This window comes from Streptomyces sp. NPDC006208 (assembly GCF_040613775.1).
Classification (GTDB): Bacteria; Actinomycetota; Actinomycetes; order Streptomycetales; family Streptomycetaceae; genus Streptomyces.
In genome coordinates this window covers 13,217-39,821 of sequence record NZ_JBEXSW010000015.1, presented here as the reverse complement: position 1 = coordinate 39,821, position 26,605 = coordinate 13,217, and the positions used below count along the sequence as shown (strand labels likewise).

At 70.9% G+C, this 26,605-nt stretch carries 24 protein-coding genes; 13 read left to right on the top strand and 11 right to left on the bottom strand.

Features of this window, described 5'->3' with window-relative positions; all coding sequences use genetic code 11:
• Window positions 1-188: 188 nt before the first annotated feature.
• Together ABZ208_RS14515 and ABZ208_RS14510 are read right to left on the bottom strand one after the other, a co-directional pair.
• Window positions 189-1,718 (bottom strand): aldehyde dehydrogenase family protein, encoded by a 1,530-nt coding sequence (locus tag ABZ208_RS14515; protein WP_356909826.1) that lies wholly within the window; start codon window positions 1,716-1,718, stop codon window positions 189-191.
• Window positions 1,719-1,754: 36 nt separating this feature from the next.
• A complete protein-coding gene (locus ABZ208_RS14510; RefSeq protein ID WP_356909825.1) occupies window positions 1,755-3,146 on the bottom strand; it encodes a VOC family protein in 1,392 nt (463 codons plus the stop codon).
• 374 nt (window positions 3,147-3,520) lie between these two features.
• On the opposite strand from ABZ208_RS14510, the gene ABZ208_RS14505 reads away from it, so the two are divergent.
• Window positions 3,521-4,399, top strand: coding sequence for a GNAT family N-acetyltransferase (locus ABZ208_RS14505; protein WP_356909824.1), 879 nt, complete (start codon window positions 3,521-3,523; stop codon window positions 4,397-4,399).
• Window positions 4,400-4,429: 30 nt separating this feature from the next.
• On the opposite strand, the gene ABZ208_RS14500 is transcribed toward ABZ208_RS14505, so the two are convergent.
• From ABZ208_RS14500 to ABZ208_RS14465, 8 genes are all read right to left on the bottom strand, one after another.
• Window positions 4,430-5,041 (bottom strand): TetR/AcrR family transcriptional regulator, encoded by a 612-nt coding sequence (locus tag ABZ208_RS14500; protein ID WP_356909823.1) that lies wholly within the window; start codon window positions 5,039-5,041, stop codon window positions 4,430-4,432.
• A 153-nt stretch (window positions 5,042-5,194) separates the two neighbouring features.
• Window positions 5,195-6,055: a 3-hydroxybutyryl-CoA dehydrogenase gene (locus ABZ208_RS14495; protein WP_356909822.1), complete on the bottom strand. Its 861-nt coding sequence runs from the start codon at window positions 6,053-6,055 to the stop codon at window positions 5,195-5,197.
• An 86-nt stretch (window positions 6,056-6,141) separates the two neighbouring features.
• Entirely contained in the window at window positions 6,142-7,314 is a 1,173-nt protein-coding gene (locus ABZ208_RS14490) for an acyl-CoA dehydrogenase (RefSeq protein WP_356909821.1), read from the bottom strand.
• Window positions 7,315-7,353: 39 nt separating this feature from the next.
• Window positions 7,354-8,526, bottom strand: a complete 1,173-nt coding sequence (locus tag ABZ208_RS14485; RefSeq protein ID WP_356909820.1) for an acyl-CoA dehydrogenase family protein — start codon at window positions 8,524-8,526, stop codon at window positions 7,354-7,356.
• Window positions 8,527-8,564: 38 nt separating this feature from the next.
• Window positions 8,565-10,625 (bottom strand): acetate--CoA ligase family protein, encoded by a 2,061-nt coding sequence (locus tag ABZ208_RS14480; protein ID WP_356909819.1) that lies wholly within the window; start codon window positions 10,623-10,625, stop codon window positions 8,565-8,567.
• A 1-nt stretch (window position 10,626) separates the two neighbouring features.
• The gene (locus ABZ208_RS14475) at window positions 10,627-10,818 is read right to left on the bottom strand and encodes a ferredoxin (protein WP_356909818.1); all 192 of its coding nucleotides are present in this window, start codon (window positions 10,816-10,818) and stop codon (window positions 10,627-10,629) included.
• Between the two features lie 11 nt (window positions 10,819-10,829).
• Complete coding sequence (locus ABZ208_RS14470) at window positions 10,830-12,245, bottom strand: NADH-ubiquinone oxidoreductase-F iron-sulfur binding region domain-containing protein (RefSeq protein ID WP_356909817.1); 1,416 nt, start codon at window positions 12,243-12,245, stop codon at window positions 10,830-10,832.
• Window positions 12,242-12,673 carry a hypothetical protein gene (locus ABZ208_RS14465; protein ID WP_356909816.1) on the bottom strand — a complete coding sequence of 144 codons (432 nt, stop codon included), beginning with the start codon at window positions 12,671-12,673 and terminating at the stop codon, window positions 12,242-12,244. The genes ABZ208_RS14470 and ABZ208_RS14465 overlap by 4 nt, the downstream gene beginning before the upstream one ends.
• A 384-nt stretch (window positions 12,674-13,057) precedes the next feature.
• Between ABZ208_RS14465 and ABZ208_RS14460 the strand changes: the two genes are divergently transcribed.
• The 12 genes from ABZ208_RS14460 (at window position 13,058) to ABZ208_RS14405 (ending at window position 25,767) form a co-directional block, all read left to right on the top strand.
• Window positions 13,058-14,296, top strand: a complete 1,239-nt coding sequence (locus ABZ208_RS14460) for an aromatic ring-hydroxylating dioxygenase subunit alpha (protein WP_356909815.1) — start codon at window positions 13,058-13,060, stop codon at window positions 14,294-14,296.
• A gap of 207 nt (window positions 14,297-14,503) precedes the next feature.
• Window positions 14,504-15,637 (top strand): spermidine/putrescine ABC transporter substrate-binding protein, encoded by a 1,134-nt coding sequence (locus ABZ208_RS14455; RefSeq protein ID WP_356909814.1) that lies wholly within the window; start codon window positions 14,504-14,506, stop codon window positions 15,635-15,637.
• Between the two features lie 106 nt (window positions 15,638-15,743).
• Window positions 15,744-16,565 (top strand): ABC transporter permease, encoded by an 822-nt coding sequence (locus tag ABZ208_RS14450; protein ID WP_356909813.1) that lies wholly within the window; start codon window positions 15,744-15,746, stop codon window positions 16,563-16,565.
• The gene (locus ABZ208_RS14445; RefSeq protein ID WP_356909812.1) at window positions 16,562-17,473 is read left to right on the top strand and encodes an ABC transporter permease; all 912 of its coding nucleotides are present in this window, start codon (window positions 16,562-16,564) and stop codon (window positions 17,471-17,473) included. Before ABZ208_RS14450 ends, ABZ208_RS14445 begins: the two co-directional genes overlap by 4 nt.
• 14 nt (window positions 17,474-17,487) lie before the next feature.
• Window positions 17,488-18,567, top strand: a complete 1,080-nt coding sequence (locus ABZ208_RS14440) for an ABC transporter ATP-binding protein (RefSeq protein WP_356909811.1) — start codon at window positions 17,488-17,490, stop codon at window positions 18,565-18,567.
• Between the two features lie 30 nt (window positions 18,568-18,597).
• Window positions 18,598-19,920, top strand: coding sequence for an NAD(P)/FAD-dependent oxidoreductase (locus ABZ208_RS14435; RefSeq protein WP_356909810.1), 1,323 nt, complete (start codon window positions 18,598-18,600; stop codon window positions 19,918-19,920).
• Entirely contained in the window at window positions 19,913-21,322 is a 1,410-nt protein-coding gene (locus tag ABZ208_RS14430; RefSeq protein WP_356909809.1) for an aminobutyraldehyde dehydrogenase, read from the top strand. The genes ABZ208_RS14435 and ABZ208_RS14430 overlap by 8 nt, the downstream gene beginning before the upstream one ends.
• Before the next feature lie 122 nt (window positions 21,323-21,444).
• Window positions 21,445-22,650, top strand: coding sequence for an alpha/beta fold hydrolase (locus ABZ208_RS14425; protein WP_356909808.1), 1,206 nt, complete (start codon window positions 21,445-21,447; stop codon window positions 22,648-22,650).
• On the top strand, window positions 22,647-23,486 hold the full coding sequence (locus tag ABZ208_RS14420) for a class I SAM-dependent methyltransferase (RefSeq protein WP_356909807.1): 840 nt from the start codon (window positions 22,647-22,649) through the stop codon (window positions 23,484-23,486). Before ABZ208_RS14425 ends, ABZ208_RS14420 begins: the two co-directional genes overlap by 4 nt.
• Window positions 23,470-24,027 (top strand): nuclear transport factor 2 family protein, encoded by a 558-nt coding sequence (locus ABZ208_RS14415; protein ID WP_356909806.1) that lies wholly within the window; start codon window positions 23,470-23,472, stop codon window positions 24,025-24,027. The genes ABZ208_RS14420 and ABZ208_RS14415 overlap by 17 nt, the downstream gene beginning before the upstream one ends.
• A 9-nt stretch (window positions 24,028-24,036) precedes the next feature.
• Complete coding sequence (locus ABZ208_RS14410) at window positions 24,037-24,789, top strand: transglutaminase domain-containing protein (RefSeq protein WP_356909805.1); 753 nt, start codon at window positions 24,037-24,039, stop codon at window positions 24,787-24,789.
• A 21-nt stretch (window positions 24,790-24,810) separates the two neighbouring features.
• On the top strand, window positions 24,811-25,767 hold the full coding sequence (locus ABZ208_RS14405; protein ID WP_356909804.1) for an aldo/keto reductase: 957 nt from the start codon (window positions 24,811-24,813) through the stop codon (window positions 25,765-25,767).
• On the opposite strand, the gene ABZ208_RS14400 is transcribed toward ABZ208_RS14405, so the two are convergent.
• Window positions 25,739-26,434, bottom strand: a complete 696-nt coding sequence (locus ABZ208_RS14400) for a DUF2238 domain-containing protein (RefSeq protein ID WP_356909803.1) — start codon at window positions 26,432-26,434, stop codon at window positions 25,739-25,741. The genes ABZ208_RS14405 and ABZ208_RS14400 overlap by 29 nt on opposite strands.
• Window positions 26,435-26,605 lie beyond the last annotated feature (171 nt).

The following is a 26,605-nucleotide window of genomic DNA, read 5'->3' as shown; positions in this document are numbered from 1 at the left end:
GACACTCCGCCGACCGCCTGTGAGCCGAGGATCGCTGCGACCCCCACTGCGCTCAACTGCTCCCATCCCGCCACAACGATCACGTTATGGGCGCCCGGGCACTCAGTACGACCAACGTCACCCGTCTGGTCGATCAGCACGTTTGTCGGATTGGTGACCGGTCCGTTGTGGGGGAGGGGAGCGTGTGCTCAGAGGAAGCTGACGTTCTGGGCCAGGGCCAGCCGGCCCGAGTAGTTGACGGTGTTGGTGGCCGACCGCATGTACGCGCGCCAGGCGTCGGAGCCGGACTCGCGGCCACCGCCCGTCTCCTTCTCGCCGCCGAACGCACCGCCGATCTCCGCGCCGGAGGTGCCGATGTTGACGTTCGCGATGCCGCAGTCGGAGCCTTCCGAGGACAGGAAGTGTTCGGCTTCCTGCTGGTCGCGGGTGAAGATGCTCGACGAGAGCCCCTGCGGCACATCGTTGTGCAGGGCGATGGCTTCGTCGAGGCCGCCGTAGGTCAGGACGTACAGGATCGGGGCGAACGTCTCCTGCCGGACGATGTCGCTCTGCTCGTCGACGCGGACGATGGCCGGCTCGACATAGGCCGCCTGAGGGGCGGCATCCGCGAGGCGCCGCTTGCCGCCGACGAGGACCTTTCCGCCCACTGCCTGCACTCGGGTGAGGGTGTTCTGCATTGCGTCGAGTGCCGCGGTGGTGATGAGCGGACCCACCAGGGTGGTCTCGTCGAAGGGGCTGCCGATGGGGAGCTTCTGGTACGCAGTGGTCAGCCGCGCGACGAGGTCGTCGGCGATGTCGTGGTGGACGATGAGACGGCGCAGGCTCGTGCAGCGCTGGCCCGCGGTACCGGCGGCGGCGAAGACGATGGACTGCACCGCGAGGTCGAGGTCTGCGGAGGGGGCGACGACTGCCGCGTTGTTGCCGCCGAGCTCGAGGAGGCTGCGTCCGAAACGGGCGGCGACGCGGGGGCCCACCTGCCGGCCCATACGGGTCGAGCCCGTGGCGCTGATGAGAGCGACGCGCGGGTCGTCCACGAGCTTCTCGCCGATCGCGCCGTCGCCGAGCAGCAGCCGGTGCACGTCGCGGGGCGCGCCGACCTCCTCGGCCGCCTGGGCCAGCAGCCGGTCGCAGGCCAGGGAGATCAGCGGGGTGAGCTCCGACGGCTTCCACACCACGGTGTCACCGCAGACCAGGGCGATGGCGGTGTTCCACGACCACACGGCGGCGGGGAAGTTGAACGCGGAGATGACGCCGACCACTCCGAGGGGATGCCACGTCTCGGCGAGACGGTGGCCGGGCCGCTCGGAGGCGATGGCACGGCCGTAGAGCTGACGGGACAGGCCCACGGCGAAGTCACAGATGTCGATCATTTCCTGGATCTCGCCGAGCGCCTCGGAACGGATCTTCCCCGCCTCGACGGTGACGAGATCGGCGAGGTCGCTCTTGTGGTCGCGCAGCAACTCGCCCAGCCGGCGGACGAGTTCGCCGCGGCGGGGGGCAGGGATGGTGCGCCAGGCCAGGAAGGCCTCACGGGCGGCGGTGACGGCAGCCTCGGTGGCGGCGGCATCAGCCGCCGTCAGTACGAACAGATCCTCCCCTGTGATGGGCGTGCGGGCGTGGAGGTCGCTGCCTTGCGGGACACCGGCGCCGATGCGTTCGAGGGCGGCGCGGGCACGGGCGCGCAGGTCGTCGGTGGCGGGCAGTGCGCTGCTGGTCATGATGCTGCTCCCGTGGGGCGTTGGGGACGTGGGGCGTCAGCCGGGCGTGCGGTCGAGGCCGAGTTCTTCGGCGACGGTCCGCAGGGAGTGGTCGTGCTGCTGCTCGTAGAGGGTGAAGGGGTCGTGGACGGTGCGGCCCATGACGGCGGAGAGCCAGTCGCTGTCGTAGGCGACGCCGGTGCGGTCGTTGTTCCTCGAGCCCTCGCCGCTGAGGTTGGACTGGAAGATCCCGGCCGCGGAGCGGGGCAGGAAGTCCTCGTAGACGATGGGTTCGGCGCGGATCCAGCCCCCCTCCACCAGACCGCCGATGTCGGCGGGCGGGCTGTCTCCGTCCCGCGGCCGGTCGCGCACGGCGTGGTACGTGAAGTGGGCAAGGCCCCGGGCGGCCAGCCCCTGCTCGTCGTCCGGCATGTGCTCGCCCCACACGGTGCGCGCGATGTCGCCGCGGTCGGCGCCGGGACGGCGGGCCGTCTGCTCGTCGACGCGGGTGAGGAGATCGTCGTACAGGGCCCGGCCGCGGCGGGTGAGGGCGATACCGCGTGCCTCGACCTCGCCGAAGCGCACCTTCAGGGTCCCGGGGACCACCCGGCCGTCCGCGGTGCGCATCGACCGTGGCTCGGCGAGGGCGCGGAAGGAGGTCTGCCGCAGCAGCACGTCGGGACCCTTCCAGCGGGGCGGACCCTGAATGGTGTCGATCATCTCGATGCCGCGTTCGGTCATGCGGCCGTAGAACTCGTCGATGTCCAGCACACGCGGGGTCAGGTGGTTGATGTGCGTGCTGCGTACGCCGCCGATGTCCGCGGCGACGGCGGAGATCCGTTCGAGCGTTCCGTACCAGGCCTTGTCGATGGGCTCCGGGGACAGCTCGAAGGCCTGGACGGCGAGGTGGAGAAACCGCTCGGCATCGGCGTCCGGGAGCTCCCTCTCGGCTTCGGCCCGGTCGGCCAGGGCGAGCAGTTCGGGAGGGAAGAGCTGACGGCTCTCCAGGAACCTCTCCAGCCGGGAACGCAGCTCGGCGTCGAAGAATCTGGGGTCCGCAGAGGTGAGCAGTGAGGTGAACACCCGGAAGGGGTTGCGTGCCAGCTCCGTGCCGTCGACGGGACGGAACGCGGTCGAGATGACGGGAACCGCGCTCGCGGCCGCCTCACGCAGGTCGTAGAAGCCGACCGGCTGCATACCGAACGCGCCGAAGACACGGGCGACCTGCCGCAGTTCCGCGGGCGTACCGACCCGGACGGCTCCGTGCCGCTCAGCGGTCACCCGGCTGATCGACCCGAGACGTTCGGCGTCCGCGCCCTGTGCGCGCAGGACGTCCTCGTTCACCGCGCGCGACACGTCGACGAGCGTGGTGTAGGCGGGGACCTCCCGCCCGTACATGTCCGAGAGCCGCGTGGCGAAAGCGGCGCGCAGCCGCCACTGGCTGATCACGTGTCCTCCCTGCCGGTCGACGGGCTCACACGACGGGGGCTTCGGGGCGGCGAGGTCACAAGGCTGTTCCCTTCCCAGGGCGGTTCCCGCCGTACCGGGACGCGCCGCCGGATCCGGCCTGCGCCGTCGCGTCAGCGCAGGACGTGCTGATCGCTGTCTCTGCGTCATCGTGCAGCAACCCGGTCGTGGACGTCCATGAACACTTCACGCATCTGATGCATGTCGATCCCGCAATGGACCGGACGAGTGCCCGGCCGCGGTGCCTCGTGGACGTCCGGGCGGCCTCCGCACCCCCGTCGCGGGTATCCGGAGCGATGACAGACCGCTCGCCTGCGGTGCTGGACAGTGACGGTCTGTCCGGTCATGGTCGTGTGGTGAGCCCCGCATCCGGCCTGATCCTGCGCCCGTACACCCCGGCCGACCAGGCCGCCGTACTCGCCCTCATGGAGTGCGACCGGCTGCCGGGGCAGCCGCGCACCACCCCCGCCATGCTCAGCGAGGCTCTGAAGGGCCGCTCCCCGGTGGACGGCGGCCGGTGGGAAGAACTGGCACAGCCGGCTGTCCAGGTGGCCATGGATGCGACCGGCACGGTCACCGGTGTCGTCTCCCACGCGCTCCGCCCGGACGACAACACCGGACAACTGCTCTGGCTGCACTGCCAGGAGGACCCCCGCACCGCCGACGCCCTGATCAGCCACACCCTCACGATGCTCGCGCCCCGGCCGATGCACGCCTTCCACTTCGCCTCCGCCCTCACTCTCGGTCTGGAAGCACTGCCGGTGCGCCACCGCGGCCGCACGGCGGCGGCACTGGAACGCGCCGGCTTCCGGGGGCAGCGGCAGTGGCGGTACTTGCGGGCCGATCTGCCCTCGCCCCGCCTGCCCTGCCTCGACCGCGTCAAAGTGAAGCCCGACCCCGCCGGGCAGGGTGCGTGCCGGCTGGAGGGGAGGGAGGGCAGGCGCGTGGTGGCCGAGGCCGTGATCGGCATGCCCGCGCACGGCATCGGTGTCCTGTGGTGGATCGGCGTGCTGCCGGACGCCCGGGGACGCGGGCTCGGCCGCTCGATGCTGGGCTCGGCGCTTTCCGTCCTGACCGGTCTGGGTGCCGCACAGGTGATCCTCTACGTGGACGACGACGCGCCCCCGGGTGGCGAGCGGGACCGCACGGCGGCCAAGTCGCTCTACCGGTCAGCCGGTTTCACCGAGGTCGACCAGCTGTACGTGTACTCCCTGCGAGGGGGACAGACCCCGTAGCACGACGGCACCGCACCACGTTCCGGAACGTCACAGTGCCGGAGGCTCCGCGGGTACGCCGAGGGTCCCCGCGACCGCCCCCCAGATCGCGGACCGCGCCGACCGAAGGTCCACCCGGGGGTCGGCCAGCATCAGACGGATACCGAACCCGTCGCACAGGGCGAGCAGCACAGTGCTCGTCGCGTCGACGTCGCACGGCTTGAACTCTCCGGAATCGATACCCCGCTTCAGCGCCTGGCCCACCCAGTCGTGCAGCTGCTCGTACAGATCGATCGCGAGGTGCTGTGCCGTCTCGTCCCGCAGAGCACGCACCCACAGCTCCTGCCACAGCTTCCAGTCCTGCCTCAGCTCCGGGTCGGTGGGCAACAGGGTGTTCAGGATGCGCGCCAGGATGACCGCGGCAGGCACCGAATCGGCGTCCCGGTCGAGTTCGGTGCCGGTCTGCGCGAAGGAGTGCGTCATCGCTTCGGTGAAAAGCTTCTCGCGGGTCTCGAAATGGTAGTGCAGCAGCGCTGTCGACACCCCCGCGTGCTCCGCCACCATCCGCATGCGGATCTTCTCGAAGCCGACCTCGGCGATCACCTGGCATGCCGCGGCGAGAATCCGCTCACGAGTCTCGCGAGTGCGTTCGGCCTTGGCCACGTCATTGCTCCCCAGTGTCGGTCTCGGTGTCGTCGTGCTCCGGTCGGCGGGGCGGTCTCTCGTCCCGTCGCGCCGATCTCCATCTTCCCGTATCCCGCCCGTCCAGGACCCCGGTCCCCCGGGCGTTCCGGAACGGCGCCACGGTCCTGCGGCTCATCGGTACGTATGAAAGCCGCGGCCCGACTTTCGTCCGAGCAGACCCGCGTCGACCATCCGGGCCAGCAGCGGCGGAGGCGCGTACAGCGGCTCACGGAACTCCTCGTAGATCGACTCCGCGATGGCCTGAGTGGTGTCCAGCCCGATGAGATCGGTGAGCGCCAGCGGACCGAGCGGATGGGCGCAGCCCAGGATCATGCCGCGGTCGATGTCCTCGACCGACGCCGCGCCCGACTCGACCATCCGGACCGCGGCCAACAGATACGGCACGAGCAGGGCGTTCACGATGAACCCGGCCCGGTCCGTGGCGCGCACGACCTCCTTGCCGAGCACCTCGCACGCGAACGCCTCCGCCCGACGCGCCGTGCTCTCGCCGGTCAGCAGCGACGGCACCAGCTCCACCAGCGGCAGCACCGGGACGGGATTGAAGAAGTGCAGCCCCACCACCTGTTCCGGGCGGCCGGTGGCAGCCGCGAGCCGGATGACCGGGATGGACGAGGTGTTGGTCGCGAGGATCGCGTCCGCACGCACCACCGTCCTGTCGAGCCGCGCGAAAACCTCCAGCTTCGCCCGCTCGTGCTCGGCCACGGCCTCCACCACCAGGTCCCGGTCGGCCAGCCGGTCCATGTCCGTCGTCGTCACGATCCGCGCCAGCGCGGCATCCCGCTCCTCGCCGGTCAGCTTCCCGGCGGTCGTGGCACGGTCCAGGGACGTGGTGATCCGTCCGCGGCCGGCCTGGGCGGCCCCCGCATCGGTTTCGACCACCACCACGTCCCGGCCGGCCCGCGCGCACACCTCGGCGATCCCGGACCCCATCAGGCCGCAGCCCACGACCCCGACCCGCTCGACATCAGTCATCGTCACTCCTGCTCTCTCGGCGCGTCACGCGACCGGCGGCGCCCGCGTCCCGGCGCACCGCCGGGACGCGGGGTCCTCCCCGTACCTCAGCCGGCGGACGGGATCTGCAGAACTCCCGTGCCCCGCTTGACCAGTTCGCCCGCGATGATCAGGCGCTGGATCTCGGAGGTGCCTTCCCAGATGCGGTCGACGCGCAGTTCGCGGTATAGACGCTCGACGGGGTACGAGCGGTCGTAGCCGCGTCCGCCGAAGATCTGCACGCACCGGTCGATGACGCGCCCCGCGGCCTCGCTCGCCGACAGTTTGGCGATGGCCGCCTTGGCGTGCAGGGTCTTGCGGTCGGACAGCCCCGCGTCCACCTCCCAGGCGACCTGGTGCGTGTAGGCGCGGTTGACGGCGATGTCGACGGCGCAGTCGGCGAGCATGCCCTGGACGAGTTGGAAGTCGGCGATGGGGGAGCCGAACTGGCGTCGCTCGACGGCCCAGTCGCGGGCCAGCTCCAGAGCGCGTTCGGCGGCGCCCGTCGTCCGCGCCGCGATCATCAGCCGCTCCTCGGTGAACCACGACCGGGTAATGTCGTACCCGTTCCCGATACCGCCCAGGACTGCGTCGTCGCCGACATGGACGTCGGTGAAGGTGAACTCGGGGTGCTCGTAGACGAAGGTGTGCATGAAGCGTGGCACCCGCGTCATCTCGATGCCCGGTGTCTCCTTGTCGACGAGGAACAGCGTCGGGGCGCGCTCCTCGCCCGCAGCGGCCAGCACGATCATGAAGTCGGCGTGGTCGCCGACCGTCACGAACCACTTCTCGCCGTTCAGCACCCAGCCGTCAGCGGTGCGCGTCGCCGTTGTGCTGATGTTCTGCGGGTCCGACCCGGCCTCGGGCTCGGTCACCGCGTAACAGTCGCGCCGCCGGCCCCGGATGACGGGAACGAGGTAGCGCTCGCGCTGCTCGGGCGTGCAGAACCGCAGCGCGTTCGCCGGGCGCCACACCATGTCCCACAGTGCGCCCGTGAGCCGGCCCAGCTCCTCCTGGACCACGGCCTGCTCCAGGATCGTGAGCCCGGCACCGCCCCACTCGGCCGGCATGTTGACGGCCTGCAGTCCGCTGTCGAGTACGGCGTCGCGGATCTCCGCGTGGGCCTGCGGCGGCAGACCGTTGTTCTCCTCGCAGTCGAGCTCGTACTTCATGATGAACTCGGTGAGCCCGCGCGCGGAGCCCTTGAGCTCCTCCTGACGGGCGGTGAGACGGAAGTCCATGTCAGTCCTCGGGGTCGTGGTGGTGGTTCGGACGGCGTGTCAGGAGGTGGGCAGCGCGAGCGCCCGGGTGCCGCGCTTGATGAGCTCGTTGGCGATGATCAGGCGCTGGATCTCGGAGGTGCCTTCCCAGATGCGGTCGACGCGCAGTTCGCGGTACATGCGCTCGACGGGGTACGAGCGGTCGTAGCCGCGTCCGCCGAAGATCTGCACGCACCGGTCGATGACCCGCCCCGCGGCCTCGCTCGCCGCGAGCTTCGCCGTCGAGGCCTTGGCGTGCAGCGCCTTGCGGTCCGTGCCCGGCTGATCGGCCTCCCAGGCGACCTGGTGCGTGTAGGCGCGGTTGACGGCGATGTCGACGGCGCAGTCGGCGAGCATGCCCTGGACGAGTTGGAAGTCGGCGATGGGGGAGCCGAACTGGCGTCGCTCGACGGCCCAGTCGCGGGCCAGCTCCAGTGCGCGTTCGGCGGCGCCCGTCGTCCGCGCCGCGATCATCAGCCGCTCGTCGGTGAACCACTCCTTGGTGAGCTCGTAGCCGACCCCGACACCTCCGAGCACGTCCTCGTCGGAGACGAACACATCCGTGAAGGTGAACTCGGGATGCCCGTTGACCGCGGAGTGCATGAACAGCGGCACACGCGTCATCTCCACACCCGGCGCCTGCTTGTCGACGAAGAAGAGCGTCGGCGCCCGCTGCGGGCCGGCATCGGCCTGCACCAGCAGGAAGTCGGCGATGTCACCGCAGGTCACGAACCATTTCTCGCCGTTCAGCAGCCAACCGCCGTCCGTACGGGTGGCCGTGCTGGTGCCCGACGAGGGGTCCGAGCCCGCACCCGGTTCGGTCACCGCGAAGGCGTCGAACCGTTCGCCGCGGATCACCGGCAGCAGATACTTCTCGCGCTGTGCCTCGGTCCCGTGCGCCAGGACGTTGGCGGGCCGCCAGGGGATGTCCCACAGGCAGTTGGTGACCTTCCCGAACTCCTCCTCGACGATGACCTGGTCCAGCAGGGACAGCCCGGCACCGCCCCACTCGGCGGGCATGTTGATGGCGTACACGCCGGCGTCGATCGCGGCGCGGGTCAGTTCGCGGACGGTCTCGACGGGCAGCGGGCCGCCCGCCTCCTCGGACTGCTCCTCGTACCCCATCAGCAGACGGGAGTACGCGGCCGCCCGGCGCTTGAGGTCGGCCTGTTCGGGGGTGTAACGGAAGTCCATTGGTGTCCTTAGGAGTTGCGTGCGAATCAGTGGGGAAGTCAGGCCAGTACGGCGCGCGAGTCCAGGGCCAGCACGCCGTCCGGGCGGACCAGCAGCGGGTTGACCTCGAGTTCGGCGATCTCGGGATGGGCCGCGGCGATCGTGGTGATGCGCTCGATGACGTCCGCCGCCGCAGCGACGTCCACCGCCGGCCGCCCCCGGACACCCGCGAGCAGTCCGGCGGTCCGCAGACCCCGCAGCAACTGCTCGGCCCGCGCAGCGGGAACCGGGGCCGGTGAGAAGGCGACATCGCGCAGCGTCTCGGTGAGGACACCGCCGAGGCCGACCATGGCGACCGGACCGAACCGGGGGTCGTGATCGACCCCCACGATCAGCTCGACCCCGTCCGTGAGGTCGGCCATCGCCTCCACTGAGTACGCGGGAGCCCCCAGCCGGGCGTGCATCTCCCGGTACGCGGCCAGCAGCGCATCGCGGTCCGCCAGCCGCAGAGCGACCCCGCCCGCGTCGGACTTGTGCAGGAGGTGCAGGGCCTTGAGGACGTACGGACCGCCGAACTCTGCGGCCGCGGCGAGCAGTTCGTCCTCCCCTGAGATCTCACGGGCCTCGGGGAACGGCACTCCGGCGGCACCCAGAAGGCGGCGCACGCCGTGGTACCCGGTGTCGAGCAGGGGCGCTGCGGCCGCCGGCAGAGCGGCCACACCGGGCGGGCCGGCCGGCTGCACCCCGGTCATCGCCGCCAGTGCGCGGGCGGCGTCCTCGGTCGCGGAGAAGACAGGGATGCCCGCCCCGACCAGCGTGCGGCAGCTCGGCGACTGCGGATACATGGACTGCACGACCAGCGGCTTGGGCGTCGCCCGCCAGTGCGTGACGATGTCCCGGGCGGCCTGCTGCTCGCCTTCGGCAAGCGTCGCGCCACCGCCGCCGAGTCCGCCGCCGGAGGCCGCGTAGCCGCCGAAGTACCCGGTCATCAAGATGGCGTCGACCTCGTTTGCGGCCAGCAGCCCGCCGACCGTCGTGGCGTACGACCGCGGGTCCTGCTCGCCCATTCCGGCGAGGTCGACGGGGTTGCCCACCGCCGACTGCTCCCACAGCAGGGCCCGCAGGCCCTCCTGTGCCTCGGCACCGAGCTCGGGTACGTCAAGACCCGCCGCCTCGGCCGCGTCGGCGGCGATCACTCCGTGCCCGCCGCCGTCCGTGAACACCGCCGTACGTCGTCCGGCAGCCCGGGACCGGGCGTTCAGCGCCGTCAGGACGACGGTCATCTCGCGCGGGGAGGCCACGAGTTCGACGCCTGCGTCCCGGCACGCGGCGGCCACGACATCACAGGACGTGGTGAGTGCGCCGGTGTGCGACTGTGCGCTGCGCGCCGATGCGGTGCCGCGGCCCGCGGTGAGCAGGACCACCGGCTTGCCCGCCTCGGCGGCGGCCCGGGCGAAGGCGCGTCCGTCGCCGAAGTCCTCCGCGTACACGGCGATCGCCGAGGTGCCCTCGTGCCGGGCGCAGTCCTGGACCAGATCGACGAGGGTGACGTCGGCCTGGTTGCCGAGCGAGACGAACCGGGAGAAGCCGAGGCCGTGCGGATCCATGCGCAGCTGGAGTTCGAGGGCCAGATTGCCGCTCTGGCTCAGCAGGGCGACGCCGCCGGGCGCGAAGGTGTCCGAGGCGAGGTACAGCTCGGTGGTGTTGTCCGCGATGCCGAGGCAGTTGGGACCGACCAGCACCGCGCCCGCCTCCCGCACCCGGGCCGCGACCGCCCGCTGCCGGGCCAGCCCGGCGGTGCCGGTCTCGGCGAAGCCGGCGGTGATGGCAACGATGGCGTGGGCGCCGCAGGACAGGGCGTCGTCGACGGCGGCCTCGAACCCGGGGCCGGGCACGGAGATCACCACCAGTTCGACGGGCTCCCCGATCTCGGCGAGGCTCGTGGCCGCGGGGCGGCCGAGGACCGTGCCGCCCCGGCGGTTCACCAGGTGCACGGGCCGGCGTCCGGGTGCGCGCAGCGCCTGCGAGGCCACCGCGTGGCCGTATTTCGCGGGGTCGTCGCTGGCACCGACGACAGCCACGGACTTGGGGTCGAACAGCGCCGTCAGATCACGTCCCATGTCACTTCTCCAGCCGCAGTGCGGAGTTGGGGCAGCTGGCGGCGCAGGCGCGGGCCGTCTCCTCCTCGCCGGGCGGGACGTCGGCGGCGAGCACCGCCGCATAGCCCCACTCGTCGAGTTCGACCAGGTCGGGGGCGTGCTCCTGGCAGAGCCCGTAGCCCTGGCAGCGTGTGGAGTCCAGGAAGAGTTTCACGGTGGGTCCTTTCAGCGGGGGCGCGCGGGAGGAGCCGGGCGGGTGGGGGATTCACACGGGGCGTCGGCGACGTGCGGCACGGGCACCACGAGCCGGTGACCGCCCGTCGGAGGACAGGCGGCGCAGGCCGCGCACGCTGCATCGAGGTGGCCGCGTACGAGGTCGGGGAACGCGGTCAGGAGGCTGCCCGCCGTGCCTGCGGCGGCGTCGAGCAGTCCGCACGCGCCACGGCCGGGCAGCCGGGACGCCCAGCGCTCCAGCCGTTCGGCGGTGTCGGCGGCCGCCGTACCGCAGGTCAGCTGCCGGAGCGTGTCGCGGATCGCGGCCGTGCCCGAGACACAAACGCCGCACTGGCGGGCGCTCTCGGTCGCGAGATGATCCACGGCGTCGGCGGCGGTCGCGACGGGGCACACACCCGGTTGGAGGAAGCGGATCGCCCCGCAGCCCAGTGCCGTGCCCGCGTCGGCCAGCGCGGAGTGGTCGAGCGGAAGATCCAGTGAGCCGGGCCCGATCAGCCCGCCGAAGAGTCCGCCCATCAGGGCTCCGGTCGCGTCCGTGGTGCCCTGCGCGGTGGCGAGGGTGCGCAGGGCGGTGCCGTACGGGGCCTCCGCGAGCAGTGGCGTGCCCCTGAACGCGGACAGGCTCAGCAGCGTGCTGCCGGCGATGTCGTGGCGCAGGTCGGGGTGAGCGGCGATGAGGGCGATCCGGGCGAGCGTTTCGACGTTGGAGACGAGGGTCGGCTGGTCGGACACTCCCCGTTCGAACGGGCGGGGCGGTTTGGCGGCCGGGAGGGCGGGCCCGCCGTTGATCCTGCGTACCACCGCGCTCTCCTCGCCGGCCACATAGGTGTGACCGGTCTCGATCACCGCGACCGGCAGGGCCGTCGTACGCTCGTCGAGGGCGGCGCGCACACGGGCGGCGGCGTAGGGATCGGAGACGTACACATAGCCCTGTACGGCTCCGGTGACAGCGGCCGCGCGGGCCAGTCCGTCCAGCACCAGATGCGGCCGTGCCCGCAGCAGCCAGCGGTCCTTCACCGACCCGGGCTCGCCCTCTTCGCCGTTCGCCACGACGACGGGCAGACCTCCGCCGTCCCGTACGGCCCGCAACTTGACGGCGGCCGGGAACCCCGCACCGCCGCGGCCGCGCAGCCCGGCGTCGGCGATGTGTTCCAGCAGCCTTTCGGGGTCGTCCGTGTGCCGGTACCCGCCGGTGTCGAGGTACGCCTCCGCGCTCTCCACCGCCCCGGGCGCCGGTCCGAGCACGCTGCCGGGCCCGCCGGGCAGGAGAGACGCGATGCGGGTGACGGCCGCGGTCGTTGCCGCGCCCCCGATCGCCCGCCCGGTTCCGCCCGTCGCCGGACACGGGACGGTGGCCGCTCCCGGCCGCCGGTCCGCGGTCCGGCCCTGCCTTGCGGTTGCCGTCATGCCCGGTCTCCTTGCGTTCGTGGCGTCGTGCCGTCGTCCGTTGCGGTCCGCAGCTGCCGTACCGCGCCTTCCAGGGCCCGGCGGTCGTCCTGCGTGCGGCGGTAGCCGGAGCCCGGCATCCCGATGAGCATTCGGTGGTGGTCCAGGACGACCTCGCCCGCGACCAGCGCGGCGTTGCGGTCTCCTGGGGCGGAGCCGTCGGCGACGGAGGTCACCAGGTCGGTGACCTCGGCCAGGTAGCGCAGCCAGCTGCGCTCGCTGCCGTGGAGGATCAGCCGCTCGACCCGCCGCCGTTCGGCGGCGGCCAGCTCGGGCGGCGCCGCGGCCGTGACCGGCGCACGGGTGCGCAGGGCAGCGACGGTGGCGGGCAGCTCCTGTTCCGGTTCGGGCGTGAGCCCGAGCCAGACGAGACTCCGACGACCGCTCATGCGTGCCTCCGGGAGGGGGATGGGGAGCCGTCACGGCGCGACGGGCGATGGGGGCCGAGGTGCGGTGTCCGCGGCCCGGTGCCTGGGGGCGGTATGCCGTGCGACGGGATTCGGCGGTAGCGGACCGGACAGCGGGTCGTCCGGGAAGCTGCCGGCGTCCGGTTCGGGCACAAGGTCCTCTTCGCCGGGAGCAGCGATGAGGACTACGCTAACTAATCAATTAGTCAGTCTGCAAGTCTTGACACTGCGGAAACCCGCCAGCAATCTGACTGACCAATTAGTCAGCGCGGTTCCGGTGCACCAGTTGCATCGCCAGGCCTCGCCGACCGCCCCTGGGCCGCCTCAACACCGATCGCCGCGTCCGCGGCATGGAGGAGTCAGCCGATGCAGCCCGAAGCCGAAGCCCCGACAGCGCCGTCAGCACCGCTGGAGCAGGAACTCCCCGCAGGCCTGAACCGTCCGGCAGGCGCCGGCCGGCACAGCCCCGGCCAGGACATCACGAGCCCCGACGGCCCGGGCCGGGCACTGTCCGCCCGCTACTACACCGACCCGGATACCGCAGCCGCGGAGACCCGGCACATCTTCGCCAGGTCCTGGCAGCTCGTCTGCCACGAATCCGACCTCCCCGGGCCAGGTGCCCGGCTCGCCGCCACGGTCGCCGACCGTGAGGTGCTGGTCGTACGCACCGAGGACGGCGCCCTCGCCGCCCACCTGAATGTCTGCCGCCATCGCGGCACCCGCCTGGTCACCGAGCCGGAACCCTCCGGCAAGGCCATCCGCTGCCCGTACCACGGCTGGACGTACAAACTCGACGGACGCCTGGTCGGAGCCCCCGAGGCACGGCAGATCCCGTGCCTGGACAAGCCGAGGCTGGGGCTCTTCTCCGTCCGCGTGGAGTCGTTCCTCGGCTTCGTGTTCGTCAACCTCGACCAGGACGCCGTACCGCTGGGTGAGCAGTGTGCCCCACTCGCCGAGGCGGTCGGCCACTACGCGGGGGCCGATCTGGTGCCCATCGGCCGCAGCCGCATCCACGACCTGGACGCCGCCGAGGTCCAGCACGCCAACTGGAAGGTTGCCGTCGACAACTATCTCGAGGGCTACCACGTACCCGTCGCCCACCCCGGTCTGATGCGGCTGCTCGACTACCAGGCCTACACCTGCGAGATCGACAAGGCGTACGCCCTGTTCGCCTCACCCCTGCGCGACAAGCCCTCCTCCAACTGGGCCGAACGCCTCTACCAGCGCATGGCCGCCCCCATGCCCGGCCTCCGCGAGGCAGACTGCCGTGTCTGGCGGTACGCCGTGATCTATCCCAACACACTCATCGACTTCTACCCCGACCATGTGCTTGCCTGGACCGCAATCCCGACAGCGGTGGACCGCGTGGCCGTGCCCGGAGCGTTCTACACCCGCCGTGGCACCGGACTGCGCACCCGGCTCGCCCGGCGGCTGAACATCCACATCGGCTGGATCACCAACGACGAGGATGCCGAACTGGTGGCCCGCGTGCAGAAAGGACTGACCACCCCGGGATTCGAACCGGGGCCCCTGTCCCGGCGCGAGTCCGCGGTCGGCTGGTTCGCCGGCCGTGTCCGGGCAGATCTCGACGGCGCTCCTCGCTGAGCCGCGCCCGCCGAGCCGCCTGCCCGAGCCGCAGCGCGGTGCCTCCCCACCGCCCGCGGCTGTCCGGTCCGCACGGAGTCAGGGCTCCCGTGCACCCATGACCGCCCCCAGCAGTGATCCGTCGGCCGGAACCCATGGATTCCCCCACGATCCCCGGATCCCGACGGACCTCACCGATCCCCAACGGACCTCACGGAGAGGACCACCATGTCCCCCGAGGCACCCTCGCTCCCGCTGTCCCGCCGCGCCTTCCTCCGCACCGGCGCCGCCGCATCCCTCGGTGTCGCGGCAGCCGGCTGCGGATTCCTGCCCGCAGCCCCCGCCCCCGCGGATTCCGACGAGCCGATCAAGGTCAGGCCCGACGGTGACCTGGTCTACTTCAACTGGGCCGACTTCGTCGATCCCGCCGTCTTCGCCGGATTCGAGAAGGAGTACGGCGTCAAGGTCATCCAGTCGAACTTCGACTCGATGGAAGGCATGGTCGCCAAGCTCAATGCCGGAAACCGCTACGACATCATCTTTCCCACGGCGAAATGGGCCCAGCGCCTCGCCGAAGGGAACCGGCTGAGAAGAATCGACCACAGCCGGCTGCGGCACGCCGACTCGGTGTTCGGCCGCTACGACTACTTCTCGGACCCCTGGTACGACAAGGACTCCGCGCACACCGTCCCGTTCACCATGTACAAGACCGGGATCGGCTGGCGCAAGGACAAGATCGGCGACGATCTGACCGGTTCCTGGGACGACCTGTGGAACAACCGAGCCAAGGGCAGGGTCTTCGTCCTCGATGACCGCGACGAGGTCCTCGGCATGGCCGCACTCAAACTGGGCCTCGACATCGCCACCACCGACGCGGACGACCTCGAGCGCATCACCCGCACGCTCCAGTCGCTCCGGCCCCGCCTTCGCGGCTTCTCCAGCGACAGCTACAACAACCTGCTCAACGGCAACGCAGCCATGACCCAGGCCTGGAGCGGAGACATGGCCGCCATGCTCGGCCAGGCCAAGGACCCCTCCGTCTTCGGCTTCGAGGTCGCCAAGGAAGGCGCCCCTGTCAACTCCGACTGCTACGCCATCCCCGCCAATGCCCGCCACCCCGGCACCGCGATGCTCTTCATCGACTACATGCTCCGGCCGGAGAACGTGAAGAAGAACATCGAGTACATCGGCTATCCCATGCCGGTCGGCGGCAGCGAGGACACCTATGCCGCGATCGTCGAGCCCTTCCCCGAGTGTCTCGTCGCCGCCTCCGACCTCAAGGACGACCTCTTCTTCCGCAACGGCACCTCGAGGGGCGAACAGGCCCGCGACACCGCCTGGACCCATGTGAAGGCCGGCTGACATGTCACCACACACGCCACCTGCGGACTCCCCGCCCACCCGATCCGGAGCACCGCGCCGCCGAGGCGGTACCGCCGCCGCCGGCGCCCGCCTGTGGACCTGGCTGATGATCCCCGGCACCCTCTGGATGACGACGTTCCTCATCGCCTCCCTCGTCCTCGTCGCCGCCCTCGCCTTCGGCACCACCGACCCGCTCGGCAATCCGCAGTTCGGGTTCAACCTCGACAACTTCGCCGCGATGACCGACCCCGCCTACCGCGTGGTGCTCCTGCGCTCGCTCGGCTACGCCCTGCTGACCTGCGCCATCTGCCTCGTCGTGGCCTATCCGGTCGCCTACGCCATCGCCCTGCACGGCGGACGCTTCAAGAACCTGCTGATCGCCGCCATCGTCGTCCCCTTCTTCGCCAACTACCTCGTGCGGATGTACGGCTGGTCCGTCGTCCTCTCCGACGACGGACCCCTGCTCAAGGCACTGCGGTCCGCCGGAATCGCCGACGCGAGCACGAAGATCCTCCAGACGAGCGGGGGAGTCATTGCCGGGCTGGTCTACGGCTTCATCGTCTTCATGATCATTCCGCTGTACGCGGCCCTGGAACGCATGGACACCTCGCTCATCGAAGCCGGACGCGACCTCTACGGCGGCCCGCTGCGGACCTTCTTCTTCGTCACTCTGCCCGCGACCAGACAGGGCGCCGCGGCCGGCTGCGTACTCGTCCTACTGCCCGCCATGGGCGACTTCGTCAGCGCCCAGCTCATGGGAGGCCCCGACCAGATCATGATCGGCAACCTGATCCAGGACAAGTTCTTCCAGGGCCAGAACTGGCCGCTCGGCTCCGCCCTCACCATGCTCATGATGGCGGTCCTGTTCGTCGGCATGATCGGCTACCTGCGCCGGACCCGCAAGGACGAGGCGGAGGCGGTCCGATGACCCTGCGCCCCGCCACCCCGGCCACCTTCCGCCCCGCACCGCGGACGGCCCCGCGACCCGCCACGGCCAAGCCAAGGACCATGCGGCGCCACCGCCGCGGCACCGACCGCAGGCCCCGCCTCGCCATCGCCGTCACGGTCCTCTTCTTCGCGCTCCTCTACGTCCCCATCGGGGTCGTCATCCTCTTCTCCTTCAACTCGCAGAAGTCGCTCACCGTCTTCAAGGACTTCAGCCTGCGCTGGTACTCGGAGTTCTTCCACGACGACGCACTCATCGCCTCACTCGGCATGAGCCTGCGCGTGTCCCTGGTCGCCATGGCCGGCTCCATGATCCTCGGAGTCGCCCTGGCACTCGGCCTCGTCCGCTGCCGCAGCCGCCTCGGCTCGCTCGCCGGCCTCATCATGCTCGTCCCGCTGATCACCCCGGAGATCGTCACCGGCGTCGCCGCGATGCTCCTGTTCAAGGGCATGGGCATCACCCTTTCCACCGGCACCGTCATGCTCGCGGAGATCACCTTCTCCATCTCCTACGTGACGGTCATCCTGCGCTCCCGGATCGCCGCCCTGAACCCGGAGGTCGAGGAAGCCGCGATGGACCTCGGCGCCACCCGCTGGCAGGCACTGCGCCTGGTCACCCTCCCCGCGCTGCTGCCCAGCATCCTCGCCTCCTCGGTCCTCGTCTTCGCCCTGGTCTTCGACGACTTCGTCCTCGCCTACTTCACCACCGGCGTCGACCCGCAGCCGCTGTCCGTACGCATCTACTCGGCCATCCGCTTCGGCGTCGAACCCACCATCAACGCCGTCGGCACCCTGATGCTCGCCGGATCCATCGGCCTCATCGCCCTCGCCCTGTTCATCCCGCGTCTGTTCGGCCGCCGCGGTGGCCTCGACCTGCTCTCCGGGAAGTGAAACCCGTGATACCCATGACAACAGAGGCCATCACGCCCGCCGTCCGCCTCGACTCCGTCAGCAAGGCCTACGGCGACTCCTACGCGGTCCACGACCTCGACCTCGACATCGCCCCCGGAGAGTTCTTCTCCCTGCTCGGCCCCTCGGGCTGCGGCAAGACGACCTCGCTGCGCATGATCGGCGGCTTCACCGACCCCACCGACGGCAGCGTCCTGCTCGGCGGCGAGGACGTGACCCAGCTGCCGCCCAACAAACGCAACGTCAACACCGTCTTCCAGAGCTACGCCCTGTTCGACCATCTCTCGGTCGCCGACAATGTGGCCTTCGGCCTCAAGCGCAAAGGCGTCGGCCGGGCCGAGGTCCGCGACCGCGTGGGCACCATGCTCGAACGTGTCCAGCTCGCCGGACTGGCCGACCGCAGACCCCGCACCCTCTCCGGCGGACAGCGCCAGCGCGTCGCCCTCGCCCGCGCCCTCGTCAACGGACCCCAGGTCCTGCTCCTGGACGAGCCGCTCGCCGCCCTCGACCTCAAGCTCCGGCGCCGCATGCAGGTCGAACTCAAGCAGATCCAGCGAGAGATCGGCATCACCTTCGTCTTCGTCACCCACGATCAGGACGAGGCCCTGACGATGTCGGACCGGATCGCCGTGATGAACGAGGGCCGCGTCGAACAGTGCGGCACCCCCGAGGACGTGTACGAACACCCCGCCAACAGCTTCGTCGCCTCCTTCATGGGCACCTCCAATCTCGTCCCCGGCACCTACCGCGCAGGCCGGGTCGTCGTCGACGAAGGCCCCACCCTCCCCGTCGGCACCCGCCCCGCCGTCCCCGACGGCAGCCGCGTCAGCCTCTCCATCCGCCCCGAGAAGATCTGGCTCTCCGACTTCGAGCCCGGCATGGCCCTGGCCAGCGGCGTCATCCGCGAGACCGTCTACTCCGGGCCCACCACGACCTACCTCATCGAACTCGCCCCCGGCATCACCCTGTCCGTCCTGGAGCAGAACACCGCCCGCTCCCGCATGGAGGACCGCTGGAGCGGCGGCGAGCGCGTCGAGTTCGGCTGGAAACCCGAGCACTGCCTGGTCCTGGACTGACCGCCCCCGCAGCCACCGAAGGAACGGTTCATGAATCACGATGTCATCGTGCTCGGCGCCGGACTCGCCGGACTCGCCGCCGCACGGGACCTGGCGGCCGGCGGAGCCGACGTACTCGTCGTCGAGGCCCGCGACCGGGTCGGAGGGCGCGTCGAACAGACCTCCCTGCCCGACGGCCGTCTCGTCCAGCTCGGCGGCGAGGTCGTCGGCCGGGCGCACACCACCTACCTCGGCCTCGCCGGGGAACTCGGACTCACCCTGGTCCCCAGCTATGTCGCCGAAGCCGGGTTCATGGCCCGCGCCACACCGGAAGGCGTCTCCGCGGGCGACCCGCCGCACTGGTTCGGCCCCGGTGACGACGCCTGCCACCGGCGGCTGACCGCCGCGTTCACAGCCCTGGCCGGGACCGTCGACCCGGACGACCCCTGGTCCCATCCCGAGGCGACGGCCCTCGACACCTTGTCGGTCGCCGACTGGCTGCGCTCCGAAGGCGCGAGCGGTGCTGTCGTCCGCCTGTGGGAGATCGGCCAACTCGCCCTGGCCAGTGGTTCCTACGAACGGACCTCGCTGCTCTCCGCCCTGCGCAAGCATGCGGCAGTCCCGGGCGGCGACGACAGCGAGCACTACGACTACGAGGACTGGGAGGGCCTGCGGGTCGCCGAGGGCTCCGCCACCGTCGCGCTGCTGATGGCGCAGGGGCTGGGGGAGCGGATACGGCTGGGCGCGGCAGTCGAGGCGATCGCGGTGCGGCCCGGAGGCTGCACCGTGCGGCTCGCCGGGGGCGAGACCCTCACCGCGGGCGCGGTCGTCAGCGCACTTCCCGTCGGTCCTCTGCGCTCGGTCGCCGTGACGGGCGTCTCCGACGCGAGACTTGCCTCCCTGCATCGCCAACGGCATGCGGTCACCGCCAAGTTCGTCGCGGCATACGACAAGCCGTTCTGGCGCGAGTCGGACCTGAACGGTCTGTCCGAGTGCGAGGGCGTCCTCGGCAGCACCTGGCCGCAGAACGAGGGAATCCTCTCCGCACTCGTCCCGCCGGAGCGGTTCGGCGTCCTGCTCGGCATGCCCGGCCACCTGCGACAGGGTGAACTGCTCCGCGACATCGCCCGCCTCTACGGGGACCAGGCGCACACCCCGGTCAGCTCGTACATCCGCATGTGGGGCACCGATCCCTGGACCCAGGGTTACGTCACCCAGTGGACCCCCGGCGATGTCATGGCCGTCGGCCCGCTGCACGCCACACACGAACCGCCCTTCTACGTCTGCGGATCCGACCAGTGGGTGGCCGGCTACATGGAAGGCGCCGTACGCACCGGCCGTGCCGCGGCGAAGGAGGCGCTGCTCCGTGGCTGAGACACCGGCCGTGGTCCTGAACCACATCGGGGGAGCGGACGTCGCCGCCGCCTCGGGCGCCACGACGGAACTCCTCGATCCCGCCACCGGCGGCGTCCATCGCAGCGCTCCGCTCTCCGGCCGGGCGGACACCGACGCCGCCTGCGCCGCCGCGGCAGCCGCCTACGAGAGCTGGTCGGCGACCACGCCGGCCGAACGGCAGAGGGCGCTGCTGCGCATCGCCGATGCCGTCGAGGCCCACGCCGATGAGCTTGTTGCCGCCGAGGCGGGGGACACCGGCAAACCCGCAGCCCTCTTCCGCCGCGACGAACTGCCCGCGATCGCCGACACCTTGCGCTACTTCGCGGGCGCCGCGCGGAATCTGCCGGGCGCCGCCGCGGGCGAGTACACACAGGGGCGCACCTCACTGCTGCGCCGCGAACCGGTCGGCGTGTGCGCCCAGATCACGCCATGGAACTACCCCCTGATGATGGCGGCTTGGAAGATCGCCCCGGCCATCGCGGCAGGGAACACGACTGTTCTCAAGCCTGCCGACACCACCCCCAGCTCCTCCGTGCTGCTCGCCCGGATCGCGGCCGAACACCTTCCGGACGGCGTGCTCAACGTGGTGTGCGGTGACCGCGACACCGGCCAGGCACTCGTCACCCATCCGGTGCCCCGCCTGATCGCGGTCACCGGCAGCGTCCGCGCCGGCCGGGAGATCGCCACCGCTGCGGCGGCAGACCTCAAACGCGTCCATCTCGAGCTCGGTGGCAATGCCCCGGTCATCGTCCACGACGACGTCGACATCGACTCCACCGCCTCCGAACTCGCGGCCGTCGCCTACTACAACGCCGGCCAGGACTGCACCGCACCGACCAGACTCCTGGTGCACCACCGCATCCACGACGCGTTCGTCGCCGCGCTCGCCGCGCACACCGAGAAGCAGCGCCCGGCCACCGACTTCGGCCCGCTCAACAACGCCACACAACTCGCTTGGGTGGAAGGCCTGTTGAGCCGACTTCCGCAGCACGCCGAGATCGTCACCGGAGGCACCCGGGCTCCCCGGCCGGGCTACTTCCACGAGGCCACCGTCGTCGCGGGTGTCCGCCAGGACGACGAGATCGTGCAGGAGGAGATCTTCGGGCCCGTCGTCACCGTCCAGTCTTTCAAGGACGAGCCCGAGGCCCTTCGCCTCGCCAACGGCGTGCGCTTCGGCCTCGCGGCCGGCGTGTGGACCACCGACCACGAGCGCGCGATGCGGGCGACGAGGGCACTGCACACCGGCATCGTCTGGGTGAACACCCACGGCACCACCGTGTCCGAGATGCCGCACGGCGGCGTCAAGCACTCCGGCTACGGCAGCGATCTCTCCATGGCGGGTCTGTTGGACTACACGCAGGTCAAGCACGTCATGCTGTAGGCCGGTCGGCCGCCCGCACGGCGCGCCTCGGCCCTGTGGGCGCTTGCCGGTGGAGGATCGGTGGCGCGGCGGCCAGGAAACCGCCCGCCTGGTACCGCCCCGCCGTGTGAAGAGGTCCGGTCATGAAGCTGTTCGACGACCCGCTGTTCCAGTTCCTGGCCGACCGGGCGCTGGAGCTGATCAACCGCGGTGGCGCCGAGTACGGCGAATGCGTGCAGGTCGCCGAGCAGATCCCGGCCGGCGACCGCGACGCATGGCACCGCGCCTGGACGGCCACCGCGGCGCGCGTGGCCGCCGCGGCCGAGGCGAGCGCCGCCCACGGTCACCCGGTGAGCGCCGTCGACGGATTCTGGCGGGCCACGACGTACTACCGTGTCTCCTACCTGCCGTTGTTCGGCTCACCTGTCGATCCGCGGCTCGTCGAGTCGTTCAGACGGGAGAGCGAGTGCTTCCGCCGTATGGCAGCCCTGGCGGACCGTCCCGTGGAACTGGTCGAGATCCCCTTCGAGGACACGACGCTGCCGGGCTGCCTCTGCCTGCCGGACGGCGACAGAACCGTTGCCCGGCCCACCCTGCTCGCCGTCAACGGCTACGACTCCGACATCCACGAGATGTACTGGTCCCACGCCCTCCCGGCGGTGCGGCGCGGATACGCGTGTCTGCTGGTCGACGGACCGGGCCAGGGCCGCACCCTGATCGAGCAGGGCATGCCGATCCGCCCGGACTGGGAGAACGTGCTGCGCCCCGTCATGGACTACGCGGAGGGCCGGCCGGAGATCGACGCCTCGCGCGTCGCCGCCATGGGGTGGAGCTTCGGCGGCTTCCTCGCGCCGCGGGGGGCGTCCGGGGAGCACCGGATCGCCGCACTGGTCGCCGATCCGGGCCTGATGGACCTCGTCGAAGGCTTGAAACTGCCGAAGGAGGTGCGGGACCGCGTCCCAAACGTCGACCCCAGGGAAATGGGCGAACTCCTGGCACCGGTGGTGGAGAATCCCATCGCCCACTGGGCCCTGGTCCAGCGCGCCCTGTGGGTGCACGGTCTGGACACCCTGGGGGAGTACGTCATCGAGACGGACCGCTACCGCCTGTCCCGTGTCGCCGAACAGATCACGTGCCCCACCCTCATCTGCGGGAACGACGACGACCCCCTCGCGGCCCAGGCCCAACTCCTCTTCGAGAAACTGACCTGCCCGAAGGACCTCGCGTACTTCCGGAAGGCCGAGTACGGGAAGCTCGGCCACACGCAGGCGTGGAACCGCTCGATGTTCGATCAGAGGGTCTTCGACTGGCTCGACGACACTCTCGGCGTCACCCCCGCGGCAACGTGAACACCGCTCCCGGCGGCGACGCACCGCGCGACGGCAGCTACGGCGAGGCGGTCTTCCGCCCGGAACAGGCGGGCGAGGGCGACCGCATCGACTTCGGCGCCCTGGCGTACGACGACATCACCATGGCGCGGCTGCGGGCCCTGGGCGCGGGCCCGGGGTGGCACTGCCTCGACGTAGGTGCAGGCACGGGCACGGTGTCCCGCCGACTGCTGGACGAAGCCGGGGTGGCGAGCGTCCTCGCGGTCGACCGCGACGTACGCTTCCTCACCGGCCGGCCCGCACCCGGGCTCAGCGTGCTGGAGGCCGACATCACCGCGCCGGACTTCGACCCCGGCCGGTACCGGCTCGTCCACGCGCGGTTCGTCCTCATGCACCTGCCCGACCGGCAGCGCATGATCGGCGCACTGGCCGAACTCGTCGCGCCGGGCGGTGTACTGGTCCTCAGCGACGCGATCGACCTGACCACCGCCGCGGCACCCGTCACCCCCTACACCCAGGTGATGCGGGCGATGTGGCGAGGGTTGCGGGACACCATCGGCACCGACATCTCCTGGGTGCCGCGCTACCCCGAACTGCTGCGGGCAGCGGGCCTGGCCTCCGTAGCGGCCGAGATCCATGTGCCGCCCCTGCTGCCGGGCAGCCCCATCAGCCGCTTCTGGGCCGATACATGGGAGCGCGCCCGGGACGCGATCACGGCCACGGGCCTCGCCGACGGGCCGACGATCGACGCGGCGATCCGCTACCTGGACCGGCCCGAATGTGCCGCCCTCTCACCGGGCATGCTGACCGCCTGGGGACGGAAACCGGAGGAAACCCCTGATGACCACGGCCCCTGACCCCTCGGAACTCGAACGCGTCTGGGAGCTCCACACCAGCAGTGAGTTCGCCTCGCTCGACGTCGACACGACCATGGCCACGATGACGGACACGCCCGTGGTGCTCCATGTGCCCACCGCCATGGGCGCCCGTGGCCGGGAACCCGTACGTGACTTCTACCGGCGCTGGTTCATCGGACACAACCCGCAGGACTTCGCGATCACGACGCTGACCCGCACGACGGGCCCCGACCGCATCGTGGACGAAATGCTGGTCTCGTTCACCCACGACATCGAGGTCCCCTGGATCCTTCCCGGCATCGCCCCGACCGGGCGGCCCGTCAGCGTCGCAGTCGTCGCGGTCGTCTCCTTCGACGGCGCCCTGATCTCGAGCGAACACATCTACTGGGATCAGGCTTCGGTCCTTGGCCAGACCGGACTCGTCGGACCCGGCGTACTGGCAGCGCTTCCGGTGGTCGTCGACCAGCGCGCCACCCTGGCCGACGGGCCGCTCAACCAGCTGATGGAGGCCGGTGGCGGAGCCGGTGCCGAAGCCTCGTAGCATTCCCGCATGACAAGCGCTGTGTTCACTCCGTGGTGGCGACACCGGCGACCCGCGCCGACGGGTCCCGTCGACCGCACCGGGTCCGTGAGCGACACCCCGATCCTGGACTGGCGTCACGAGCGGGTGCAGCACCTCCTCGCAGCCGCACGCGCCACCTCGTCCGAGCCCGGAGAGCTTGCGCTGCTGCGGGCCGCGCACCGGCTCATCAGCGAGCAGGTCCGGCCGGTCTATGCCCTGAACGACGCACAGTCCGTGTCGCGGACGCTGGCACGTGGCGTCGGCTCGTGCAGCCAGCGTCTCGCCGTGCTCGAAGCGGTCGCCCGCGCGGCCGGGACACCCACCCGGGTGCGCGGCCTGCTGGTGGACGGCTCGTTCTGGTACCCCCGCTTCCCGCGGCTGCGCCCTTTGGTCCCCGACGCCGTCGTCCTCGCCTGGCCGGAGTTCCGTATCAAGGGCACGTGGCTGAACGTCTCCGAGTTGTACGCGCCGCTCGACGCGCTCAGTGAGGCCAATCCGAGCGGTTTCACCAACACCGGCTCGCAGACGCTCTTCGAGGCGCTGTCCTCCACCGCGGTGGACTGGGACGGCTCCACGTGCGGCGCGGACAGCTGTTCGTCCCTAGACCTGTCAGCTCAGGTACGCGAGGACCTCGGCCGTTTCTCCTCGCGGGACGACCTCTTCGCCACGTACGGCCAGACCCTGTGCCCGCCGGCAAGGATCATCGGCGGTGCCGTGCTGGGCCGCCGAGCGGCAGCCTGAGCAGTGGACGGGGAGGACGGTATGACGGCACCGGCGGGGACCTGCGGCGGGCGGCTGCTGTACGGATGCATGGGGCTGGGCGGGAGCTGGGACACCGAACCCTACGGCGCATCGGACATCGCAGCCGCCGAAGCCGCGGTGGAGGCGGCGCTGGACAGTGGGGTCACCACGTTCGACCATGCCGACATCTACCGGCACGGGAAGGCCGAAGCGGTCTTCGGTGAGGTGCTCGACCGCACGGCAGGACTGCGTGAGCGCATCGTCGTGCAGACCAAGTGCGGTATCCGCCTCGCGGACGCCGAGCGGCCCGGCATCTACGACCTGCGCGCAGCGAGCATCGTCCGGCGGGTCGAGGAGAGCCTGGCCCGCCTGCGGACGGACGTCATCGATGTGCTGCTGCTGCACCGGCCCGACCCGTTGGCGGACCCGGACGACATCGCGGAGGCGCTGACCTCGCTGCACCGGCAGGGCCTGGTGCGGCAGTTCGGTGTGTCCAACATGGGTGCCGCACAAGTGGCACCCCTGCAGGCACGGCTCGACGTCCCGCTCGTCGCCAACCAGTTGGAGATGAGTCTGCGGCGACGGGACTGGCTCGAAGCGGGTGTCCTTGTGAACACCCCGGAAGCCGCGACCGTAGGTTTCCCGTTCGGAACGCTCGAGTTCTGCCGGGAGAACGGGATCGTCCTCCAGGCATGGGGGTCCCTCGCCCAGGGCCGCTTCACCGGCCGGCAGGAGACGCCGGACGAGCACGCGACGGCACAGCTCATCACGTCACTGGCGGACAAGAAGGGCACGACGCCCGAGACGATCCTGCTGTGGTGGCTGCAGCGGCATCCGGCGCGGATCGCGCCGGTGATCGGCAGCGCGCGCCCCGAGCGGATCCGGGCCTGCCGCGACGCCGCGCTGCGGGAGGTGGACCTCACCCACGAGGAGTGGTACGCCCTGTGGCTCACGGCTCGCGGCGCGCCGCTTCCCTGAGCGGCTCAGCGCTGTCCCGGGCGGTGCCGTCGAGTGACGGGGCCGACAACTGGCGGTCGTGGATCCTGCTCAGCAGGACGAGAGCCGTCACGGCACCGAGCAGCGCGCAGAACATGTCCCACTGGGTGTCCCAGACGTCTCCCTGCGTGGCCAGGAACGCGTCGGCCTGCTCGCCGCCGATGACGGCGGCCGGCCATTCGATCATTTCGAAGACGGCGCTGAAGGCCAGGCAGGCGGACACGGTGAGCGGCGCGAGCCAGCGGCTGCCGCGCAGCGGCGATGTGCGGACGAGCAACTCCCGTACGAGGATTGCCGGGACGAAGCCCTGCATCAAGTGACCGATGCGGTCGTACGGGTTGCGGGACAGCCCGAGGCTGTCCTGAAGCCACTCGCCGAGCGGCACCTTGGCGTAGGTGTAGTGGCCGCCCAGGCAGAGGACCAGCGCATGCAGCGCCAAGAGGGAGGTCAGCAGGGCCGTCAGCGGAAAACGTCGCCATACGAGTACGACGAGCGGCAGCCCCGCGATGACCCAGCAGGTCTCGAGCAGCCACGTCGTTCGGTCGTACGGCCGCAGCCCGGAGAGGAGAAGGCCTGCGCACACGAGTGCGGCGAGTGCGGCGGACACCCCGGCTCGCATCGGCAAGGCGGACTGAGGGCCTGGGGCCATGGCGGACGCTCCTTCGTCGGTGATCCGCCCCTAGCATGGCCATGACCATGGGGGTCCGCCTGAGTACCGCTACTCATCCGCCGCACGGCGACATCACCGGGTCAGGCGATCACGGATCACTCGCTGCCATGGCGCGGCGGACTGCCCCGATGAGCTCCGCCGGCCGGCCTC

Excerpts from the sequence above, each read along its gene's own strand:
- ABZ208_RS14450 (WP_356909813.1), top strand. The coding sequence starts at position 15,744 with ATGATCCCCGGCACCCTCTGGATGACGACGTTCCTCATCGCCTCCCTC.
- ABZ208_RS14480 (WP_356909819.1), bottom strand. The coding sequence starts at position 10,625 with ATGGGACGTGATCTGACGGCGCTGTTCGACCCCAAGTCCGTGGCTGTC.
- ABZ208_RS14465 (WP_356909816.1), bottom strand. The coding sequence starts at position 12,673 with ATGAGCGGTCGTCGGAGTCTCGTCTGGCTCGGGCTCACGCCCGAACCG.
- ABZ208_RS14400 (WP_356909803.1), bottom strand. The coding sequence starts at position 26,434 with ATGGCCCCAGGCCCTCAGTCCGCCTTGCCGATGCGAGCCGGGGTGTCC.
- ABZ208_RS14440 (WP_356909811.1), top strand. The coding sequence starts at position 17,488 with ATGACAACAGAGGCCATCACGCCCGCCGTCCGCCTCGACTCCGTCAGC.
- ABZ208_RS14435 (WP_356909810.1), top strand. The coding sequence starts at position 18,598 with ATGAATCACGATGTCATCGTGCTCGGCGCCGGACTCGCCGGACTCGCC.
- ABZ208_RS14470 (WP_356909817.1), bottom strand. The coding sequence starts at position 12,245 with ATGACGGCAACCGCAAGGCAGGGCCGGACCGCGGACCGGCGGCCGGGA.
- ABZ208_RS14490 (WP_356909821.1), bottom strand. The coding sequence starts at position 7,314 with ATGGACTTCCGTCTCACCGCCCGTCAGGAGGAGCTCAAGGGCTCCGCG.
- ABZ208_RS14495 (WP_356909822.1), bottom strand. The coding sequence starts at position 6,055 with ATGACTGATGTCGAGCGGGTCGGGGTCGTGGGCTGCGGCCTGATGGGG.
- ABZ208_RS14405 (WP_356909804.1), top strand. The coding sequence starts at position 24,811 with ATGACGGCACCGGCGGGGACCTGCGGCGGGCGGCTGCTGTACGGATGC.
- ABZ208_RS14425 (WP_356909808.1), top strand. The coding sequence starts at position 21,445 with ATGAAGCTGTTCGACGACCCGCTGTTCCAGTTCCTGGCCGACCGGGCG.
- ABZ208_RS14515 (WP_356909826.1), bottom strand. The coding sequence starts at position 1,718 with ATGACCAGCAGCGCACTGCCCGCCACCGACGACCTGCGCGCCCGTGCC.
- ABZ208_RS14445 (WP_356909812.1), top strand. The coding sequence starts at position 16,562 with ATGACCCTGCGCCCCGCCACCCCGGCCACCTTCCGCCCCGCACCGCGG.
- ABZ208_RS14455 (WP_356909814.1), top strand. The coding sequence starts at position 14,504 with ATGTCCCCCGAGGCACCCTCGCTCCCGCTGTCCCGCCGCGCCTTCCTC.
- ABZ208_RS14460 (WP_356909815.1), top strand. The coding sequence starts at position 13,058 with ATGCAGCCCGAAGCCGAAGCCCCGACAGCGCCGTCAGCACCGCTGGAG.
- ABZ208_RS14415 (WP_356909806.1), top strand. The coding sequence starts at position 23,470 with ATGACCACGGCCCCTGACCCCTCGGAACTCGAACGCGTCTGGGAGCTC.
- ABZ208_RS14485 (WP_356909820.1), bottom strand. The coding sequence starts at position 8,526 with ATGGACTTCCGTTACACCCCCGAACAGGCCGACCTCAAGCGCCGGGCG.
- ABZ208_RS14410 (WP_356909805.1), top strand. The coding sequence starts at position 24,037 with ATGACAAGCGCTGTGTTCACTCCGTGGTGGCGACACCGGCGACCCGCG.